The sequence below is a fragment of the Lacrimispora amygdalina genome, from assembly GCF_900205965.1.
GTDB lineage: Bacteria > Bacillota > Clostridia > Lachnospirales > Lachnospiraceae > Lacrimispora > Lacrimispora amygdalina_A.
Genome location: NZ_OAOF01000005.1, coordinates 1 through 21775 on the forward strand (window position 1 = coordinate 1; position 21775 = coordinate 21775).

20 protein-coding genes are annotated in these 21775 nt (G+C 41.9%); all 20 read left to right on the top strand.

All coding sequences use genetic code 11. The features are described from left to right. The first annotated feature begins 199 nt into the window (after positions 1-199). Entirely contained in the window at positions 200-499 is a 300-nt protein-coding gene (locus tag CRO04_RS08380) for a transposase (RefSeq protein ID WP_207654423.1), read from the top strand. Between the two features lie 365 nt (positions 500-864). Continuing rightward, positions 865-1752: a tyrosine-type recombinase/integrase gene (locus tag CRO04_RS08385; RefSeq protein WP_097003800.1), complete on the top strand. Its 888-nt coding sequence runs from the start codon at positions 865-867 to the stop codon at positions 1750-1752. 292 nt (positions 1753-2044) lie between these two features. Then, positions 2045-2722, top strand: coding sequence for a prepilin peptidase (locus CRO04_RS08390; protein WP_097003801.1), 678 nt, complete (start codon positions 2045-2047; stop codon positions 2720-2722). 12 nt (positions 2723-2734) lie between these two features. Then, positions 2735-2896, top strand: coding sequence for a hypothetical protein (locus CRO04_RS26140; protein WP_166432504.1), 162 nt, complete (start codon positions 2735-2737; stop codon positions 2894-2896). A gap of 120 nt (positions 2897-3016) precedes the next feature. Continuing rightward, positions 3017-3181, top strand: a complete 165-nt coding sequence (locus CRO04_RS08395; protein WP_097004054.1) for a Flp family type IVb pilin — start codon at positions 3017-3019, stop codon at positions 3179-3181. 120 nt (positions 3182-3301) lie between these two features. Next, positions 3302-4120: a Flp pilus assembly protein CpaB gene (cpaB, locus tag CRO04_RS08400; protein ID WP_166432505.1), complete on the top strand. Its 819-nt coding sequence runs from the start codon at positions 3302-3304 to the stop codon at positions 4118-4120. A 27-nt stretch (positions 4121-4147) separates the two neighbouring features. Next, on the top strand, positions 4148-5344 hold the full coding sequence (locus tag CRO04_RS08405; protein ID WP_097004055.1) for a P-loop NTPase: 1197 nt from the start codon (positions 4148-4150) through the stop codon (positions 5342-5344). 3 nt (positions 5345-5347) lie between these two features. Then, positions 5348-6706, top strand: coding sequence for a CpaF family protein (locus CRO04_RS08410; RefSeq protein ID WP_097003803.1), 1359 nt, complete (start codon positions 5348-5350; stop codon positions 6704-6706). A 2-nt stretch (positions 6707-6708) separates the two neighbouring features. Then, the gene (locus CRO04_RS08415) at positions 6709-7641 is read left to right on the top strand and encodes a type II secretion system F family protein (RefSeq protein ID WP_207654424.1); all 933 of its coding nucleotides are present in this window, start codon (positions 6709-6711) and stop codon (positions 7639-7641) included. A gap of 35 nt (positions 7642-7676) precedes the next feature. Further along, positions 7677-8594: a type II secretion system F family protein gene (locus CRO04_RS08420; protein ID WP_097003804.1), complete on the top strand. Its 918-nt coding sequence runs from the start codon at positions 7677-7679 to the stop codon at positions 8592-8594. Positions 8595-8596: 2 nt separating this feature from the next. Further along, positions 8597-8947, top strand: a complete 351-nt coding sequence (locus CRO04_RS08425; protein ID WP_097003805.1) for a DUF192 domain-containing protein — start codon at positions 8597-8599, stop codon at positions 8945-8947. A gap of 1 nt (position 8948) precedes the next feature. Continuing rightward, a complete protein-coding gene (locus CRO04_RS08430) occupies positions 8949-10514 on the top strand; it encodes a hypothetical protein (RefSeq protein ID WP_097003806.1) in 1566 nt (521 codons plus the stop codon). Next, positions 10507-11028, top strand: a complete 522-nt coding sequence (locus tag CRO04_RS08435; protein WP_097003807.1) for a TadE/TadG family type IV pilus assembly protein — start codon at positions 10507-10509, stop codon at positions 11026-11028. Before CRO04_RS08430 ends, CRO04_RS08435 begins: the two co-directional genes overlap by 8 nt. Before the next feature lie 23 nt (positions 11029-11051). Next, on the top strand, positions 11052-11600 hold the full coding sequence (locus CRO04_RS08440; protein WP_097003808.1) for a TadE/TadG family type IV pilus assembly protein: 549 nt from the start codon (positions 11052-11054) through the stop codon (positions 11598-11600). Between the two features lie 26 nt (positions 11601-11626). Then, positions 11627-12196 (top strand): hypothetical protein, encoded by a 570-nt coding sequence (locus CRO04_RS08445; RefSeq protein ID WP_097003809.1) that lies wholly within the window; start codon positions 11627-11629, stop codon positions 12194-12196. Positions 12197-12219: 23 nt separating this feature from the next. Next, positions 12220-13434, top strand: coding sequence for an ABC transporter substrate-binding protein (locus CRO04_RS08450; protein WP_097003810.1), 1215 nt, complete (start codon positions 12220-12222; stop codon positions 13432-13434). A 30-nt stretch (positions 13435-13464) separates the two neighbouring features. Further along, complete coding sequence (locus CRO04_RS08455; RefSeq protein ID WP_097003811.1) at positions 13465-16233, top strand: Spy0128 family protein; 2769 nt, start codon at positions 13465-13467, stop codon at positions 16231-16233. Between the two features lie 102 nt (positions 16234-16335). Further along, positions 16336-17310, top strand: coding sequence for an AraC family transcriptional regulator (locus CRO04_RS08460; protein ID WP_097003812.1), 975 nt, complete (start codon positions 16336-16338; stop codon positions 17308-17310). Between the two features lie 100 nt (positions 17311-17410). After that, positions 17411-19411: a TIM-barrel domain-containing protein gene (locus CRO04_RS08465; RefSeq protein WP_097003813.1), complete on the top strand. Its 2001-nt coding sequence runs from the start codon at positions 17411-17413 to the stop codon at positions 19409-19411. A 190-nt stretch (positions 19412-19601) separates the two neighbouring features. Next, a complete protein-coding gene (locus CRO04_RS08470) occupies positions 19602-21770 on the top strand; it encodes a peptidase domain-containing ABC transporter (protein ID WP_097003814.1) in 2169 nt (722 codons plus the stop codon). Positions 21771-21775: the final 5 nt, after the last annotated feature.

Consider the following 21775-nt stretch of genomic DNA (forward strand, 5'->3'; position numbering starts at 1 on the left):
AAATCCAGAAATAACTTGCAATCCAGTCGATACAGAGTTAACATCAACAACCAATAAAAGAAATAACTTGTCCTTTCACCCATTGGTTTGTTGTAGATAGGCTGTCGAACCCTTGCGGAGTCAATAAGAGTTTACGCTGTCATCTGAGGTTGCCGGTACGGGAACTAATTGGTTGGAAACAAGATCAGGAGGGAGAGAATTGCAGAGAAGAGAAAATCTGCTTTATGTGGGGATTGACCTGCATAAGGAAACACATACCGCAGTGATGGTGAACTGCTGGAATGAAAAGTTAGAGGTAGTAGTGATAGAAAACAAGCCCATTGAATTTAAGAAACTAGCGGAAAAGGCAAAAAGAAAATCCAATCATCTTGGTCTTGAGCCTATTTACGGATTGGAGAATGCATACGGCTACGGCAGAAGTTTAGCTGTCTGGCTGATTGAAAATGGTTACATAGTAAAATCTAATCATCCGGTATTTTATGACTACTATATGCGGTAAATTGGTGAAGGTAAGACAAAGTCTCAGATACTGGTTACTATCATGCGCCGATTGGTGAACATCGTGTATGGATGATATTATTGTTGCTGTATGGATTGCTTTCATTGATGTAAAAAAGTTAAACGTGAAATAGATAATATATTTAGACATCTTTACACTGCTGTAAATGTAAATCAGCTGTAGATCTGTAAAATATCATAAAAATCATCTCTATTTTGAAACATATTTTTCATAAAATCCCATTATCTGCTATCTGAATCACAAAAATATTTCGATATTGAATATAAGTGATATAATCTTCAGATACTGAATCACATAAACATTTTCGAACTGAATTATATCAATAGCAGACTATGGAGGGTACTATGAAAAAGAATCAGAGTGAAAACAGAATTATAACAGAAGGCGTAATCGAAGAATACTGCAAATGGCTGTACTGCCAGGAAAAGAGCCAGGTGACCATTCAGAAATACCGGTATTATCTGGAGCAATTTTCATACTTTATGGAGGGGAGAAACATAAACAAAGAGCTGGTAATCTTATGGAAAGCCCAGCTGCGAAAAAGGTTTTCCCCAGTAACTGCCAACGGAGCACTGGCTGCAGTTAATGGATTTTTTAAATACAGCGGCTGGCCGGATTTCACTGTGAGATTTTTTAAGATCAGCAGCAGTGTGTTCTGTACAGAACAGAAGGAGTTAAGTAAAGGGGAATATAAAAGGCTGGTCAAGGCAGCACAGGAAAATAAAAATGAACGTCTGGCCATGATCCTGCAGACAATCTGTTCCTGTGGTATCCGAATTTCCGAGCTGCCCTTTATTACCGTTGAAGCAGTGAGGAATGGTGTGGCAGAGGTTGAATGCAAAGGCAGGATCCGTACCGTTATGCTGACCCGCCAATTATGCGAATTATTAACAGAATATGCAAAGAAACGGCATATTGTTTCCGGTATGATCTTTATTACCCGCAATGGAAAAGCGGTAGACAGAAGCAATATCTGGAGGGAAATGAAAGCATTGGGATATCTGGCCCGAGTTGCTGAAGAGAAGATATTTCCTCATAACCTTCGTCATTTGTTTGCCAGAACCTTTTATACGATGGAGAAAGATTTATCGAGGCTTGCAGATATATTAGGACACAGTGATGTGAATACTACCCGTATTTACACAAAAGAAAGTGGTCATGCACATTTGAAAATATTGGAGCAATTAGACCTATTAGTCGCACAATACAACGGAATACCTCTTTTGTTGTAATAATACGTCGAATCTATTGAATAATATACTACATAAATCTTTAAAAGTCTACAATTATTTTAAGAAATTGTTTTAAATGTATAAATTTGTTAATTTTGGATAGCACAAACAGGCTGGAGTTGTTAAAAATTCCCCAGCCTGTTTGTGGTGTCCTCCTTTTTTTTATTAAAGGCCCACATCTGGTTAAATTTTAAGTTATTTACAACAAAAGAGGTATTCTGTTGTAACCGTTTTGAATCAGTCATTGAAACAGCATACAAGCCTTATAAGTTTAGGAACATGGGGGGAGAAAATGAATGGAATTATAGTTACTGCCGTTTTGACTGGCATAAGCTGTCTGGTTGGATTTTTTATACCGGAATTATCATATTCCTTTGCCTGTTATAAATGCAGGCGGAAGGGATATCCGGGGCCGATAAGAATCCCCGGTCTCCAGTGGAAAACTGTAAGCCTGATTTTTACCGCAGGCATAACAGGATTGTCCCGCCTTCTATTACCGTTCGATCAGGCCATATTTACGATTCTCATCTGCTATATTGCAGCTTTTGGGATTTGTGTGGACAGGTTAATAAGAATCATCGCCAATGAAATGCTGTGGGTGATTCTGGCAGCAGGTCTTATATACCGTATACATTCAGGCGGCTTGATTGGTCTTATGGGTTCAGCCGGAGCAATGGCGCTGGTTATTGCTATTTTCGGTCTGACAATGATATTCACTTATGTAAGGAAAGGAACTGCCGGAGTTGGAATGGGAGATGTAAAGCTCGCCATGATCATTGCAATAACGGTCGGCTTCCCGGGAGTGTTTTACTTCCTGACAGGGATGGCCTGTGTCATCGGATTTTATTGTGTGGCAGGAATAAAATATGGTTTCCTGGTCCGGGAAAGTACGTTTCCTATGTGTGGCCACATAATGGCAGGTTTTCTGATCGCATTGCTTTGGCCGTACATATCGATCACTATTTTGTGAAATGAGGAGAATATGAAACGATTTCAATCTGAAAATGGACAGGCTATGGTTGAATATGCAACTTTGTTTGCGACAGTAGTAATCGTAGCCGCGATTACCTTCGGAAATATGTCAGGGGCAGCAGTTAAGATTTACGATCTGATTCAGAACACTCTGCTTCCGATGTTTCCATAATATTTGGAGTAACCAGCCGGTTTGGTTAATACATATTAAAGATTTGTGATGAAATGTGGAATTAGTATAATGAAGTCTTATGCTGGTTTTAAATATACAAAAGATGGGGAGGTGAAAAATATGAAAAAACTTTGGGATAAATTTGTTTCTGAGGAAAGCGGACAGGGTATGGTGGAATATGGATTAATTCTTGCTCTGATTGCTGTTGCTGTTATTCTTGGATTACAGGCACTTGGCACTAAGGTTCAGGGTACATTTGATACAATTAATGGTTCAATGCCGTAATAAAAAGTGATAAAAAATCAAACCGGCTGTTGCTTATAGAAAGACGAGGCGAATATTCAGTGAACATCTGCGAGCCTCGTCTTGAATTGTAATGAGGCGTAATACCAGGGAGGAATTAAGGTGAAAAAAATTCGTTTGATTGCATTGGCAGTTGCATTCCTTGTGTTCATAGGCGGATACCGGATGCTTGCAATGAGAGAAAACCATCAGTCCACAACCCGGGCTGACGGTCAGAAAATCGAAGTAGTTGTTGCGGCGCAGGATCTCGCCCCCTACACAACGCTGACGAAGGATATGATAAAGCTTAAAAAGGTACTGGTTGATGAAGATATAAAGGGATATTACAGTAAGCCGGAGGAAGTTGTGGGAAAGGTATGTGTGGCAAATATCTTTCAGGATGAAGTGTTTACAAACCGAAGGCTGGCAGATGACAATGCAGAAGTTCTGGGACTTTCCTCAAGGCTTGAGGAAGGCAAGAGGGCGGTATCCATAAATACCGATTTAGAACAGGGTGTTTCCAATAATCTCAGAGTGGGAAACTATGTGGACGTTATTTTTACAGGAACATTAAAATCGTCTGTGCAGGGGAGCGAAGAAGAGATTCCGGCAGGGCTTACCATGGAACGGATTATGGGACCCCAGAATCCGGCCAATGCCCAGGTTGTAAATGATTCAATAGGCAATGAATTCTCTGTCATTGCCCTGCAGAATATTAAGGTTGCAGCGCTTGGAAACTCGTTTTCCTTTGACAGCAACAAAGACTATAAAGACGAGGAATACGTAAGTGTCACATTGGAGGTTACCCCCTCCCAGGCAGCCCAGATTGCCCTCATGAAGAGCGGGGAAGGGAAAATACAGCTGGCACTCAGACCACAGGAGGACAGCAATGTTGTTAATGAACCCCGTGGATCGGTACTTAAGAATTATGAAGGAAATTAGTTTTCTTTGGGAAAGGGGAATCAGCTTGTGAAAATTAAAATTCTGCTCCTGGGAATACCGGAGAAATGTTCACAGATAAAAACGCAGATCAAAGATGATGAGATGACCGTAGTCGGATATGTGGTAGATGAGAATCAGGTACTGAATGAAATTAACCGGACCATGCCGGATCTGATTCTGATTACAGATACTTCACCCATGGCCCTGCGGTCCTGCCAGCAGATTTATCTGCTGCGTCCGCGCTCTGTACCGATTGTGCTGTCTGATCTGGATGACAGCGATCTGATGTATAAGATCCTGCAGTCCGGAGTCCACTACATACTGCCTGAAAATATAGAACCCATTAATCTGATTGCAGAATTAAAGGGTATCTACAGCAATGAATCTAACCGGATTCTGGCATTGGAAAATACAGGAGCCAAGTCTTCCAAATCAAAAGTAATTATGGTCTTCGGACCAAAGGCTGGAGTGGGAAAGACCACTCTTGCTGTAAATATGTCAATCAAGCTGGCTCAGAAAAATAATAAGGTGGTTATTCTGGATTATGACTTTCAGTCCGGTGACGTTGGTAATCTGTTTGGTATGAATCCAAGAAATACGATTCTGGAACTGATTCAGGAACAGAGTAATCCCAACGTGGATACGATCCGGCAGTTTTTGTCCCTCCATCTTTCCGGAGTGAACTTCCTTCCCAATCCACACAGCCCGGAATACGGGGCTTCCATCACAGCCAGGCAGGTTGAAAGTATCATTGCGGCACTGCGGGTTTATTATGACTATGTAATTGTCGATGCAGTTTCAGGGTTTGATGATACATCAGCATGCTGTATTGACTGTGCCTCCACTGTTTTATTTGTAACAGTAAAAGATGTGCCTGCGCTGCACAATGCGAAGAAAAGTCTGCAGGTGCTGGCAGAGCTGACGGATAAACAGAAGATTAAACTGGTTGTCGGAAAGTCCTGTGGTTATGGAATATCAGACAGCGATGTTTCCCGTGTGCTGGGCATGCCGGTGTGGGGGTCCATCCCCTATGATGAAAAATCAGCAGTGGCAGCAGCAAATCAGGGGCAGCCACTGGTATTGTCATATCCGAAAAGTAAAATCTGCAAGGAAATTTCCAATATAACAGAACAGTTAGAAGGAATGAACGAGGGTTACAGAAATGTGAAAAGCAGAAAAAAGAAACGGATATCATTCCTTCAAAAAGGAAAGGAGACTTTGTAAGCCATGGAGTGGGTAGCTCGTCTGGGTCAGACAAAGGAAACAGACCATACTGTTTCAAAGCATTTCAACGTTTCAAACGCTGAGTCAGGAAACAGGACGGATAAAAATTATGATAAATTGAAGCAGACGGTTCACCAGGAGGTAATACGGGAATACAATGACCGTTTCTCGGACAGTACCAGTGGGAAGTTCATTGATGTTATGGATATAATCCATCAGGCCATTGCCAGGCAGGAGGAGAGTCTGACCCGTCTGGAAGAATCCAAACTTGCTCAGGAAATTTATGATGATGTTATGGGACTGGGTCCCTTAGAGCCGCTTCTTAGGGATGATTCTGTTTCTGAGATCATGGTGAACAGTGCAAGGCAGATTTACATAGAGCGGGGAGGCAGGCTGGAGATGACAGCTGCAAGCTTTCGGGATGATGCCCATGTGTTAAAGGTAATCAACCGGATCGTTTCATCTGTGGGAAGGCGCTGTGATGAAGCTACACCCATGGTGGATGCACGATTGGCAGACGGTTCCCGTGTTAATGCCATCATTCCGCCCATCGCTTTAAAAGGTCCCTCCATCACAATCAGAAAATTCTCTTCCACGCCCCTTAAGATCGGTGATTTAATCGGATATGGCTCCTTGTCCTCCCAGATGGCAGGTTTTCTGGAGGCAGCAGTTAAGGGACGCTGCAATATCATTGTTTCCGGAGGAACCGGTTCAGGTAAAACCACACTGTTAAATGTATTATCAGGGTATATTCCTGACAGTGAAAGAATCGTTACCATAGAGGACGCGGCCGAGCTTCAGCTGAAACAGGATCATGTGGTGACTCTGGAAGGGAGGCCAAGCAATATCGAAGGAAAAGGTGTTGTTTCCATCAGGGATCTGGTAAAGAATGCACTTAGAATGCGTCCGGACCGGATTATTGTCGGAGAGGTCCGTTCCGGAGAGACGCTTGATATGCTGCAGGCCATGAACACAGGTCATGACGGTTCCCTGACTACGGTACATGCAAATTCTTCCAGAGATGTGATATCCCGACTGGAAACAATGGTTTTGATGTCAGGAATGGAATTGCCGGCAAAAGCCATCAGAGAGCAGATCACCTCTGCCATTGATTTAATCGTTCACCAGTCCCGTTTACGGGATGGAAGCAGAAAAATTGTCAACATATCTGAGGTGGTGGGAATGGAAGGAGATACCGTTACCATGCAGGATATCTTCAGTTTCCGCCAGAGCGGTACAGATGGAAACGGAAAAATTGCAGGCAGATTTGAACCAACCGGAATTCATCCGAAAATTCTTGATAAGATCAGGGAAAATGGTGGTTATTGCAGGGATGACTGGTTCCTTGCGGAAAGGAGGTAAAAATGATAATGGTTTGTCTGCTTTCTGCGGCAATATTCAGCTATTTTGCCATTGAATTAATACTGGAATTCCTGTTAGTAAAACAGCTGAAGATCAATAAACGGTTAAGTGATATAAGCCGGGTAAAAAAAGAAACAGCAGCGTCTGACGGAGAAGAAAAAAAGGACAGACAGCTTTTGCGCTTTATACATATTTCCAAAAAACTGAAGGAAGAGGTCAGTTTATCCGGAATCAGGCTGCGTCCGGAGGAGTTTATCATGATCTGGTTTCTTCTTATCTTTGCTCCGGCCATGCTTTTATTTGCATTTGCTCCGGATTTAATTCAGTGTATGGGACTTTTCCTGATAGGACTGGTTGTTCCCCCGTTCTTTCTTAAAATGGCAGCTGCCAGACAGCGGTCCCTGTTCGAGGCTCAGTTAGGGGATGCCCTGATGGTGCTCTCCAATGGTCTGAGAGCCGGTTTTTCCTTTGAACAGGCACTGGAGAATGTTTCAGGGGATTTAGCCAATCCCATTGGCGGTGAACTGAACACAATTGTCAGGGAGCTTAAGCTGGGTGGGGAACTGGAACAGTCGTTTTTAATGGTGGCTGACCGAATGGAAAGCGATGATCTAAAGCTGCTGACCACAGCTGTTGTTATCCAGCAGCGGGTGGGAGGAAATCTGGCAGAAATACTGGATATCATCTCCCAGACCATTCGGGACAGACTGACAATCAAGCGCTCCATAAAGACGCTGACTGCTCAGGGAAGAATCACAGGTCAGGTGATCGGAGCACTTCCGGTCCTTCTGCTTTTTGCTCTTTCCTTTGCCAATCCTGGGTATATTTCCCCGCTGTTTTCTTCTATGATGGGACGCTTATTACTGATGCTTGGCGGAGGAATGGAGATTTTTGGCTTCTTAATGATCAATAAAATTGTAAAGATAAAATTTTGATGAAACCATAAGAGATAAAAACAGGAGAAAAAAAGATGATATTTCTGACAGCCATAGCAGGCGCAGTATTTGCTTATTTTTTTGTGGATGTATGTTTCTCAGCTGCTTTTTCTAAAACACTTGCTCTGAATGAACGCTTAAAATCTGTGGAAGACATGGGAAAACGGCAGAGAGAAACAGGGGAACTGGATGTTTCCATCGCGGAACGGATCATGAGACCGGTTTTTAACCGCATTCTTACCATATTTTCCGTATTTTCACCTAAAAACCCTGCGGCTTTAGAGAGAATAGAGCAGCAGCTAAGACAGGCAGGAATTCATATGAAATCCCAAAACTACAGCGCATCAGTTGCCTTCTTTACGGCAGTCTGCATTGGTTTGGGCGTTTTATACGGAAGGACGGGAGGTTTTTTACAGTCTGTTCTTTATGGTGTACTTGGTCTTTATGCTGGAATTGTGGTGAGCCGCTTTCATTTAAAAAGTAAAATAAAAAAACGGAAAGATGAACTATATCATCAGCTTCCGGAAATGATGGATTTACTAAGTGTCAGTGTTTCGGCGGGACTGGGCTTTGACCAGGCGCTGGGATATGTGGTAGAAAAATCCAGTGGTGCCCTGATCGATGAACTTGATGTAACCCAGAGGGAAATTTCCCTGGGACGCAGGCGAAAGGATGCCCTGCTCGGATTCGCAGACCGGTGTGATAATATGGAGATTCGCACATTTGTTACTGCTGTGGTCCAGGCCGATGAAATGGGATCCTCCATGCAGAATATCCTGTCCATTCAGGCGTCTGCAATCCGGCAGACTCATAAACAGAATGTAGAGGAAAAGGCACAGAAATTGTCTGTTAAGATATTGCTCCCCATGGTGTTATTTATATTTCCGGTCATCTTTATTGTGCTTCTGGGACCGGCAGTTATGTCAATTATGGAAATGTTTGGAGGTATGTAGCTATGATAGTACAGATTGAAGGGGAGAATGGTTTCAATGTGCAGGCAGAAATTGCCGGCACCTTCTTTAAAAGACTGCTGGGGCTGATGTTTCGCCCCAGGCTTAATGAAGGAAATGCCCTGCTTTTAGATTCCTGTTCCCGTATCCATACATGCTTTATGCGTTTTCCTATTGATGTGGTATATCTGGACCATGGTAATAAGATTTTAAAAAAGGAAACCGTGTATCCCTGGAGGCTGGGAAGCTTTGTAAAGGGAACTGGAAAGATATTAGAATTAAATAAAGGTGCTGCAAGAAAGTTGAAGACCGAAAATCAGCTGTTTATCAGCTGTGTTGAAGAAAGGAGGTCGTAATATGAATTATAATCAGGTAAATGATTTCAGACAGGATGCAGAAAACGCCGCACAGATGGGGGGGATGCTTCCTGACGGCATGGAAGGCCTTACAGGTAAGAACATGCAAAACGAGCTTGCTTCAAAGCTCCAGACAACGGTAGTCGGAGGGTATACCAAAAAGAGTGTGGAAGAATATGCTTTGGAAATGAGGAATAATCTGATGCTGATCAAGATGCAGCTGGAGCAGCAGATCCGTGAGCTGACGGCTGAAAAAGTCAGCGTTACCCAGGAATGCCAGGTGCTAAGAGAGCAGTTAAACACGGCAGAGGAAAAGCTTTCCGACGCAATTGCGCAAAAGGAAAGGGCGATGCAGGAGGCCAGGCTGTCAGCAGCAAAATTGGAAGAATTGGAGAACAAATATTCTGGTTATGAAGATATGCAGCAACAGAAAGCACTGTATGAGGAAGAGATCTCCCAAAAAGAACAGGACATTATCCGGCTGAATGGACAATTATCAAATTATCAGCAGGATTATGAAGCTCTGCTGGCAAAAATGAAAGATATGGAGGAAGACCTGCTGAAAGTATCCCTTGGTGGTCTGCCTCAGCCGGAGATGGAAGAACTGCTCCGCCAGAAAGAGGAAGCTGAGCAAAAATATGAGAAGCTTCTTATGAAGATGGAGGAAAACTCCATAGCTTTAGAGCAGGAACGCCAGGCACGAAAGGAAGAGCAGGAGCAGCGGGCCCTGGTGAATGAAAGAGGGAAATGGGAACAGCAGGCTCTGGTTGTTGAACGGGAAAAGCTGGAACAACAGCTTTTGTCAGCCGAAAAGGAGAGATTGGAACTTAAGGCTTTGATTGCTGAACGGGAAAAAATGGAGCAGCAGGCTTTAGCGGCAGAAAAGGAAAAATTTGAAAAAAAGCTTGATGAATTAAAGAAGCAATATGAAGAACAGGAGAACTACAAAAAAGAGCTGGAAGATAAGGTTGACGTTTTATATAAAAATTACGAGGAAAATTCAACCCAGATAAAAAGGCAGGAGCAGCAGATTGAAGAAAAGGACATGCTTCTGAAACATTACCAGGGACAGGAGCAGGGAGCCATACTGACCCGGCAGGAAAATCAAAAGCTAAAAGATACCATAGATTCCTTAAAAGAAACGATACAGATGATTATGGAACAGATGGAAACTCAGTCCGAAAGTATGAACCTTTACATGGAGCGTACAACCCAGGAACGGGATACCCTTAAAAAAGCCATTGGGGAACAGGCGGCGCTGAAGCTTCAGAATGTGGAACTGTTAGACATCCAAAGAGGTCTTCTGGCTCAGATTGAAGAGTTAAAATCCAGGAATATGCAGCTGGAAAAAGGAATGGAGCTGCAGAAAAAAGCTTCCTTACCGGCGGAACGGGAAAAACGGGCGGTATTGCCGGAAAAACAGCCTTCTGTCAGTGCAGAAAAACGGGAGCCTTCTGACCCGGAGCTTTTTACCTGTGACAAAGCTATGCAGAAAGCCAGGGGATTATTCTCTGTGATGGAAGGAGAGTATGCCGAGAAGACCAGGGAGGTAAAGAACATTGGCTGACTTAAAAGGGAACGATGAGAACGGGCAGTCGATACTGGAATTTGCCCTGATTCTCCCTATTATAGTGCTGCTCCTTACTGCTCCTGTGGATTTTTTTATCTGCATGAATACGAAGATGACATTAAGCAGTGCTGCCAGCGAATGCATGAGCCGTCTGGACTATTCTGATATTTCTTCAGGGACGGTGAGTAATAAGGTGACACAGATAATTACACAGAATTTCACGGAGCGGTTAGATCCTTCAAAGGTTAATATTGAGGAACTGAATGCAGCAGGCAGTCAGAAGAATGATTACAGTTATTACGTATACTCTAGCGATTTGTCCAATCCATCTGATTTTGGCAGCCAGTTTGAAGTGCGCCCCGGCAGTTATGAGTATACGGAGGTGCAGATGCAGCTTTCTTATGAGCGTTCTGCAGTAACCTTCTGGGGGACCCTTTTTCTGGGAAATACATATAAAGTGAAGACACCTGTCTATTCCCGTGATATTTATATAAACGGCTATACTCCATAGCATGTACGGGAGGAGGAGGATTTATGAAATATTTACCGGCTTTGAAACAGGATAAAGGACAGGGAATGGTAGAATTTGCACTGGTTTTTCCCATTTTTTTCATGATTATCCTTTTCATAATTGAAGTGGGCTGGATGTCATACCAGCAGACTGTATTTGATCAGAGTTACCAGTATTCCAGCTGGTCTGTCCAGGCGTCGGATTTCGGGGATTCGGATCCCATGGATACCTGCCCGTCCAAAGCTGTCTACAGCGGAAATACGGTGTCAGACCCTTTGGTGGAACGAATAAAAGAGGCCAGTTTTTGGGGCTTTTTACCGGAGAATTTAACAGTCAGTGATGCACAGGCGGTAATGGAGAATGAAGAAGTAACTTTTTCGGTGCCAGGGCGGACACCGGCGGATACCGCAACGGCTATCAGCCGGACACGCTATATGGATTTGAAAGCCACCCTGTCCTATGATATATACCCCCTTACCTTTTTGGGGCGGCAGGTTTTCGGATCCAGAGTGACGAAGGAAAAAAAATTGAGCTGCAGCAGGGTTGTTGCCACCCAGCACAGATCTGAGTAGCTTTGGTAACAAAAAAGGAGTAAAGCATGAAATGTAAATCCAGGTGGAAAAAGAAATTTGCCTGTTTTGGCCGGGAAGATGGAAATATTCTGCTGCTTTTCGCCGGAAGCCTGACTGTCCTGATTTTTTTTATCGGGATATCCATGGATCTGGGGCTCATTTACTTAAAGCGCAATGCACTAATGAATCTATGCCAGCTTGTGAAGGAAGACAGGTTTACGTTCCAGGATTCCATCCGATATTCCGATAATCCTGGGCTGGACAGTTATCACTTAATAGAAGATGCAATGAGAAGGAATCAGTTTAAAGGAACGGTGAAGGTGTATTTTAAAGAAGATACCCCGGAAACCAATTACCGGTATTACAAGATACGGACACAGCTCAGCGAAGAATACTCTTATACATTTTTAAAGATTTTTGGAGCTGATACGACTACGATAACCGTCTTTTTTGACGGAGGGGAAACGTACGGAGAAGGGATTTCGGATGTCATATGGCATCCTGCTTTACCGGTTTCCAGCTACAATGGTTCTTATACCAGCCAGCCTGACGGAAGCTGGGATTATGACAGTGCAGATATGCCGGACGGCTGGTAACGGATTAGAAATGAGGTAACTTAATGCAAAACAAAGCTTTTTCAGCGGTCGTTTTTCTGCTTGCAGCGGTTTGTTCTCTCACAGCATGCAATAAAAACGGATCTATTTTAAAAAAGAATGAGGTAAGGGAGTGCACACTTACATTTTGGAATTGGGACACCGGACATGAGGACTTTTATGAGAAAATCGCATCGGATTACGAGAAGGAGAATGACGGAGTAACTATAAATATCAGGCTGGTTCCCTATGAAACATATACGGCAGAGTGGCTGAAAGCGGCTTCAGAGGGTGAGACTGCGGATGTTTTTGCCATTCCTCCTGAAAGTCTTAAGGAATTTATAAACAGCAGAAAGCTTGAGGCGCTGACCTATGCAGATCTTATCCCTGCAGGCAGTGAAGGGGAAAAGACCTATGCACTTCCTGCAGCAGGCAGTGTTCCGGTGATATTTTATAATAAAGAAATTTATGAACAGAATCAGTTAGTGGTCCCTGTAACACTTTCGGATTTTGTAACAAATTGTGCCATATTAAAACAGTCATCCTGCCGGCCATTTGCCATGTCGCTGACAGAGGAGGGGGTCTTTGACTCTTTTGATTTTGCGGCTGGGATTCTGGCAAACGGAAAGAGTCTGAAAGGAAAAGAATCAGAAAAACAGGATTTTAAAAAGCTGCTGGGTAAAAATACCGGCTATTATGATTTGCTGGGAATTGCAATGGAGTTGTCCCTGGATAAAGAACTCTGTGTGAAGGGACACCAGGCTTTATTAGAGAATTTTGCACAGAAAAAATACGCTATGATCTGCGGCACCACAGAGGATATTGCCTGGTTAAATAATAGCATGCCATCTTCCTATGGCTGGTTCCTGCTGCCGGGAGAGGATTATACAAAAGCAGGAGTCTGGAAAGCAAATCACATGTTCGGAGCTGCAAAAAAAGGGAAATCAGTGAAGGAAGCAAAAAAATTCCTTTCCTATCTCCTGACTCAAAAGAATCAGCTGGCATTTTCTTCCGAGTTTGGGATGCTTCCGGCTGTAAGAGGCTTAAAGCCGGATGATAAGGAGATCAGGCAGGCATATGAACTGGTAAGCGGGAAAAAGGAAGTATATTATCCATTCTACCATGCCATGTCTCAGGATGAAAAAACGATATGTGCGGAGAAATTAGATATGATATTTTCAGGTAAAGTAACAGATCCGGAAGGCTTTTTGTCAGATTGGATCCGGGAACTGAAGAATTAGCTTAAGAAGGAGTGTGTGGAGGTAAAACTAATGTTTAAAATAATAAGAAAAGGGCTGCCGGTTATGCTGCTGGCACTTTTTGGACTGTTTCTTTATCCCGGGAAGGTCCTGGCAGCTTCTGTCCAGCCCCTGACTATCAATGTAACTACTGTGATTGATAATTCCTCGGATTATCCAGATCAGGCCGGAAAGATATATTCCAGATATGATGCAAAACGGATCTACCAGATGTCAAAATCCGGCAGTTATCCGGCTTATTATCCATCCGGATATGAAACAGGAGTGGTAACTGTGAGAAACGGCCTCACATCAACCGTAAAGTTCTCTGGAAAGTATTCAGGCACAAATTGCAATACAGTATGGTTCGGGGCTAATGGATACACCGATTCGCATTTGAGTCTTGTCTCCGTTGAATACGGGGAAAACGTTAGCGCCTATACCTATAACGGAACAGGGAAGGCTTCCAATCCATTTGCAACCCAGGCCTATAACTGGATTTCTATTGGCGGTAATGCAGCCAATGTCAACGTCACTCTGCATTTTAAATATAATCCGGATATTGAAGAGGTTCCGCCAAAGGAGGTGCCGGAGCCAGATCATAAGAAAGTGATCGATTATCTGGGTGACGGTGCGGAGAATCCGGATACAGATGCCCATGGGGTCAATGATTACCGGCTTTATCTGGATTTAACTACCAGCAGCGAAGAGGAAGCTAAAAAATCGGATATTATTTTTGTTTTGGATGTGAGTAATTCCATGGAAGAATCAATGGGAGGCGCCTCCAGGTTTGACGTCATGAAACAGACGGTATACAATGCGGTATCTACTCTTTCAGAGAATCCGGATAACCGCTTTTCCATCATCACTTTTGGAACAAATTCCAATCTTGTCGTTTCAGGAAGTACAGACAAGGAAAGTTTATTACATACGATAAATTCCCTGGCTCTTCCAGGAGGTGCGGAAGGTGGAACAAATTATTACCAGTCCATGAATCAGGCATCAGAACTGATCGGGGGGCTTTCCTCACCGGAAGCTGAGCAGGTTGTATTTTTTATTACCGACGGTCAGCCAACTGCAGCAACTCCTGCAGCACAGGCACTTGGGTATTCCGTTTATACAGAGGTAGGAACTATTTATGCTGCTGATGCAGCCAGACAGATGCAGGGAGTTGACCGGTTTTATTCTATATTCATGGGGAGCAGTACCGGAGGCGCATCCACACTGCAGACCATTACCCAGATGGTGAATACCGGTATTGAAAAATATATGGTACAGGCGGCCAGTGCGGAACAAATAAACAATGCATTTAACCGGTTTATGTCTCAGATCAGCAATTCGTTTTACGATGTGTCAATACATGACCAGCTTTCAGAGTACGTTGATTATATGGGAGACTTAAAGGTGATGCGTCAGACCGGCAGCAATCAGCCAGAATATCTGTCAGACGGCAGCGATTATCAGGCAGGTTACGAAAATGGGGGGATAAGTATAAAACTGTTAAGTGCTACATTGCCGGCAAGCCGTTATGTCATGTCTTTTAATGTACGTGCTTCCGATAAAGCACTGGACTCCTATGATATAAATCAAAACTATCCCCATACAGGAGATTCCGGAACGGATTATCCAGGCAACAGCACCAGTTCGGGAATGCCCGGATTTTATTCCAATACAAAGGCCGGACTTACCTATTCCTACGGCAATAGCGGCAGGGCTGAGTATACTTACAATAAACCAGTGATCCAGGTTGTTGAACCGGAGCCTGTTCAGGCTGAAATCCGTTTAAAAAAGATTCTGACAGGGAAGACACTGGAATCAGGCAGTTTCCAGTTTGAGATCAGCAGGATATCTGATGGAAATGAAATTCCTGTTGCAACAGCTTTTAATGACAGGGAAGGCAATATTTCCTTTCCTGCAGTAGAACTGAACAAACCGGGGGTTTTTCTCTATCATGTAAAAGAGATCATTCCAAAAGAGAAAATACCGGGCATGGTGTATGATACGAAGACGATTCAGGTAGAGGCAGAGGCCACAAGATCCGGAGATGAACTAAAAGCCCAGGTCCGATATCCAGCTGATGTTACCTTTGTCAATCATTATGAACCTCAGCCGGTATCTGTCAGCCTGAATGCTCAAAAAAAGCTTTCGGGACGGACTCTGAAGAAAGGAATGTTCCAGTTCCGTCTTCTTAACGGAAACAATGAGGGAGTGGAGACCGTATCCAATAATGGTTCCGGAAAAATCAGTTTCTCCCCTCTGACGTTTACAAAAGAAGGTACCTACACGTATCTGATCCGGGAATCAGTGCCCATCCCTGCCGATCCCAATATTACGTATGATTTAAAAACAATTACGGCGAAAGTTCTGGTTACAGACAACAACGGTAAGCTGAAGGCAGAAGTTTCCTACTGGCCCGATCAGGTTTTTAAGAATAGTTTTACTTACCAGACGGAATCAGCAACAATAGAAGTGAAGAAAGTCCTGACCGGAATGCAGCTTACCTCCGGATTGTTTGAATTTGAACTTAAGAATATGGAGACGGGTGACATACAAAAAGCTGTAAACAGGGCAGATGGCACTGTCAGCTTTATGGAATCCTTTGATGAACCGGGCGAGTATACATATCAGATCCGGGAAATAAAACCTTCTGATCCTATCCCGTATATGAACTATGACAGCAAAACAATAACAGTCACAGTACAGGTAGAAGATGATGGCACAGGAAATTTAGTTACTACAGTGGAATATCCTGATGATACAACTTTTTATAATACCTATAAGATCCGGGGAGGGATCTGGTAAGCATAGTTTTGCGGAGTAATTTTAAGTTAAATACATTACAAAGCTATGTTATAATTATCTAAAACTGCTATATCAATTGAATCATTAAAAACAGGAAAGGGTGTGAAAAGCCAGATGGAACCAATGGAATCAGCAAGAAGATCAAAATATAAAGAACCAATCCAGCACGGAAACGCATTTTTCCCTCTCAGCATCCATGAAACAGACATCAGACTGAGAGAAGGAAAGACCTTTCACACCTTTTTTATGAATGGAGAAAAAATAGGAGGTCTTAAGGGGCCGGGACAGGAACCGCCTCTGTACTTTCACTGTCACAGGGAACTGGAACTATTCTGGGTATGCAAAGGAACGGTCAAAATCGGCATAGAAAATGAAGTGATTCAGTTAAATGAGGGAGATGTTTTGTTAATCCGGCCAGATAGAATTCACGGCTCCAATGACTGCTTAAAAGGAGATCTTATTTACCGTACCATATTATTTAGCTATGACTTTGTGGGAAGTATGGAGAATGATGTCATCAGGCAGAACTACATTGATCCCATGTTCTCCGTAGCTACTGGACCTTATATCTTTCTTTCATCGAAGCAGCAGGGGTGTGAACGTTTATTTCACCTTTTAAATGATGCATACTGCGTTTATGAAGATAGCGGAAGGGGATTTGAGCTGCTTTTAAAAGCCAGAATACTGGAGTTCTTCTATGAAGTGGTAAAAAGCGGGAAGATATTACAAAAACCGGAACAGACCAATGCGAGAATGGGTCTGTTTATGAAAAAAATGAATCATTACATCTCAGAAAATTATTCCGACAGAATCGAACTAAATGATGCAGCAAGGCACGTTTCCATGAGTAAGGGATATTTCTGCCGTTATTTTAAGCATGCATTTCACATGACGTTTCATGAGTATCTGACCAACATAAGGCTTCGGGAGGCTGAAAATCTGGTGCGTACTACTCACCTTGGTATGGAAGAGATTGCAATACGCACCGGTTTTTCTAACTCAAATTACTTTACAGTCAGTTTTAAAAAGCATTATCATATGATTCCTACAAAATACCGGAACATATCCCGCTTATAAAGTTATTTTTTTAATAAAAGTGGTCAAGAAAAACAGGGTAACTTTATATTCATACATCTAAAATAATAGCAAGAGTTCAAAAGAAAGGGGTATACAAAGTATGAACTATATCAGAGAGGACCAGGAAGCTATTATTTTCGAGAATGATGGAGAAACCCTCCGGATTGAACCTTGGGGCGAAAATTCCCTGCGGGTGAGAGCCGTGATGATGGGGGACATCAAAGATACGGATTACGCACTTCTTCCCCCGCCGTATAAGCCAGCTAAAATCATAATAAAAGATGAGTTTAACGGAGAGATCACCAACGGATCAATTACTGCAGTTTTATCTGTGGATGACTGGCACAAACGATGCCGGGTAAGCTTTTTTAATCAGAAAGGGGAACTCCTGCTGGAGGAAGAAAGAGCGGGGGGAGCCCTTAATAAAAAAACAAGAGATTTTAAACCCAGGCTGGGAGGAAACTATGAGCTGTTGGTATCCTTTGCCTCAGACCAGTCAGAACGGCTGTATGGAATGGGACAGTATCAGCAGGAAGTTTTAAATGTGAAAAACTGTATTTTAGAGCTGGCCCACAGAAACTCCCAGGCCTCTGTTCCGTTTGTACTGTCGGATAAAGGGTATGGTTTTTTCTGGCACAATCCTGCAATCGGAACGGCTTCCTTTGGGAAAAATGTTACCCAGTGGTATGCACAGAACACGAAGCAGATGGATTACTGGATCACTGCAGGAGATACTCCGAAAGAAATCCTGAAAGCTTATACAAAAGCTACCGGAACACCGCCTCCGATGCCGGAGTATGGTCTGGGATTCTGGCAGTGCAAGCTGCGATACTGGAATCAGGAAGAGCTTTTAAACGTTGCCAGAGAATATCATAAAAGAGGAATTCCGGTAGACGTGATCGTGATTGATTTTTACCACTGGCCTAAATGCGGTGATTACCGTTTTGATGAAAATGATTTTCCGGATCCGAAAGCCATGGTTGAGGAGCTGAATGGATATGGAATGGAGCTGATGGTTTCCGTCTGGCCCCAGGTGAATTTAACCAGTGAAAATTATGAGGAAATGAAGCAGAAGGGCCTGCTGGTAAAATCTGAGCGGGGAGTTCCCATAGCTATGCGGTTCCAGGGAGAGAATGCGTTCTTTGATGCGACCAATCCAAAAGCAAGAGAGTATGTCTGGAATTTATGCAGGAAAAATTATTATGACTATGGAATTAAAACCTTCTGGCTTGACGAGGCGGAACCGGAATTTTCTACCTATGAGTATGATAATTACCGTTACTATTTGGGACCGGTTAACCAGATCGGAAACATCTATCCACAGCTTTATGCCAAAACCTTTTATGACGGTCAGATCGCTACCGGTATGGATACAGCGGTTAACCTGCTGCGCTGCGCATGGGCAGGCAGTCAGCGCTACGGTGCACTGGTCTGGTCCGGTGATATTCACAGTGATTGGAAAACGTTAAGAGAGCAGGTCTGCGCAGGGCTGAATATGGGAATCGCAGGGATTTTCTGGTGGACAACTGACATCGGGGGATTCATGGGAGGAGATCCTACAGATCCTTCCTTCAGGCAGCTGTTTATCCGTTGGTTCCAGTGGGGGACGTTCTGTCCGGTTATGCGGCTTCATGGGGACCGGACACCGTCAAAGCCAGTGAATCATGCAGATGGCACACCGTCAATGCCAACCGGGGCGGACAATGAAATATGGAGCTTTGGTGATGAAAATATACCCATTTTAGAAAAATTCATTCATTTCAGAGAGGCGATGCGGCCCTATTTACGTACATTAATGAACGAAGCACATGAGTCCGGCAAGCCAGTCATGCGCACAATGTTCTATGAATTCCCTGATGATGAAAGATGCTGGGATCTGACCAGTCAGTATATGCTTGGTTCCGATATTCTTGTTGCTCCCATCTTATATGAGGATACATATCAAAGAGAGGTTTATCTGCCGCAGGGAGCAAACTGGACCCTGATCTATGATGGAACGGTATATGAAGGAGGACAAATCATTTATCAGACAGCCAATATCAGTCAGATCCCTGTTTTTCTTCGTGACGGCAGGCAGAAAGAGTTGATTGGAAAAATATAATGGTAAAAGGCAGGGCGAAGTCCCTGCCTTTTACCATTAAGAATTCGCAGTCACACTCTAAATATGACGAATAAAATCGGAATTTCTACATGTTCCGTAATTTCTTTAGTTTTTATGTTATCTTATTTGAATGTAATAAACTTTTTCATTACCTGAGGTGAGCAAGGAATGGGGTGAGTGGTTAAACGGTATGAAGATAGATTTAATAATGCAGACCAAACAAAATGAATGCGGGCTATGTGCTACAGCTATGCTTGCATCTTATTACGGCTACAGAAAGGATATCAATTTTTATCGGTCTTTGTTTCATGTAGGAAGAGATGGAATGTCTGTAAAGAACATTTGTAATATCTTCCGAATGATTAAATTTGAACCACTATTAAGCCCTTGCAGTAATATTAAAAAAAGTGAAATGAGAGGGAAAATTCCTTGTATTCTCTATTGGAATCATCATTTTGTTGTAATTGAAAAAATAAAGAGCAACTATTGCTGCATCTGTGACCCGGCAGCCGGACGTATAAAAATAAGCCTGAGTGAGTTAAACAGTTCTGATGATAAGTATTTGATAAGTATTAAAAAGACAGACGGGTTTACAAAAGTAAAAGATAAAGCCTATATTTATCATTACATTATCCGTATGTTGAAAGGTATTGAAGTCATTTTCCTGATCGCAGTAATTGCTTCTATTTTAGTTAATGTTATGAATATAATCATACCACAGATATTACAAAGAATGATTGACTTTCTAATCAATGGGACAATCAATGAACAAAAAAGGTCAATTATAATTAATATATTTGTAGTATCTATTTTTTATATGATATTTACTAAATTGCGAAATGATAAATTAGTAGAATTGCAGGGTGTAATTATTGAAAAGTTTTCCTTGCATACCATGAAGCATTTATTTCGAGTAAGCTATGAATTTTTTGATAGCAGAAGCACAGGGGATATTCTTTATCGTTTAAATACTTTATTTGAGGTACAAAAGCAAGTTTCAGGAATCTTAATATCATTAATTATTTCAATAACTTCCATTGGTGCTATATATGTTTACATATGTATCATAAAAAACGTTTTTTTGTTCGTTATGATGACGTTAATTTTTATCACATTATATATTTTTGTTTTTATACAAAATACTTCTTTACTGGAGCGTAACCGGAGATTAGTCAGTAATAATCAAAGTTTAAATATGGTTCAGACAGAAATTATTGGTCAAATGTATCAGATAAAATGTATGAATCTTGAGGATCACTTTTTTCGTATTTATAGGCAGGTCAATGAAAAATTTAAAAAGGGTTATATACATAATCAAAAAGGATTGTCAGATTTTTCTATGATAATAGGATTATTTGAGCTGTTTATCCCTCTAATGGTAATCTTTATCATGATATTTGGTAAGTTTCAAAAGAATATTTCGGTCGGAAGTCTTTTTACCTTCTATATTATAATGGAATTATATGTAAAGTATGTAATGAGCCTTGCTAATACGTGTGTGCAAATACATACATTAAGGGGTCAGCTTTATTATATTAATGATTTACTTAATGAAAAAGAAATAAAAAAAGGAATGTTTCAGATAGACAATTTCAAACAGCTAGCTTTTGATAATGTTAGCTTTCAATATAATTCCAATCAAAAAGATGTATTAAGTAACATAAATCTAATTGTAAAACGTGGCGAAAAAATAGCAGTTGTTGGTATGTCCGGCTCAGGAAAATCAACTATTGTTAAATTAATAGCTAAGTTATATCCCTGCTCCTCAGGGAAAATAATTATTAATGAAGAATACAAAATTGAGGATATAATGGAGGATAATTACGCGAATATATTTGGAATTGTTCCACAACAGTCCGTTGTTTTTAATAAAACCATCAGAGAGAATCTGACACTATGTAATGATGATATAAGAGACGATAAATTAATTGAGGCATTAAAGATGGTTAATTTATGGGATGAAATTGAACGCATGCCCATGAAACTGGATACTATGATTTCAAATGAAAATAAAAATTTATCTGGCGGGCAAATCCAAAAGTTAAGCATTGCACGATCAGTTCTTAGAAAACCACAGATTTTAATTCTTGATGAATCAACAAGTTCATTAGATAGTACCAATGAACTAAATATACATAATAACCTCAAAAAAATGGGAATAACACTTATTGTTATATCTCATAGACTGTCCACCATACAGGATGCCAATTGTATCTATGTACTGAATCAGGGAGGGCTTGAGGAGATTGGTACACATGAAGAACTGCTTTCCAGTAACAAATTGTATCGCCAGCTATATGAAAAACAGTTTCTTCAGTCAAATGGAATTGTTGAAAAAGAAATGCAAATGGCAACTTAATAATG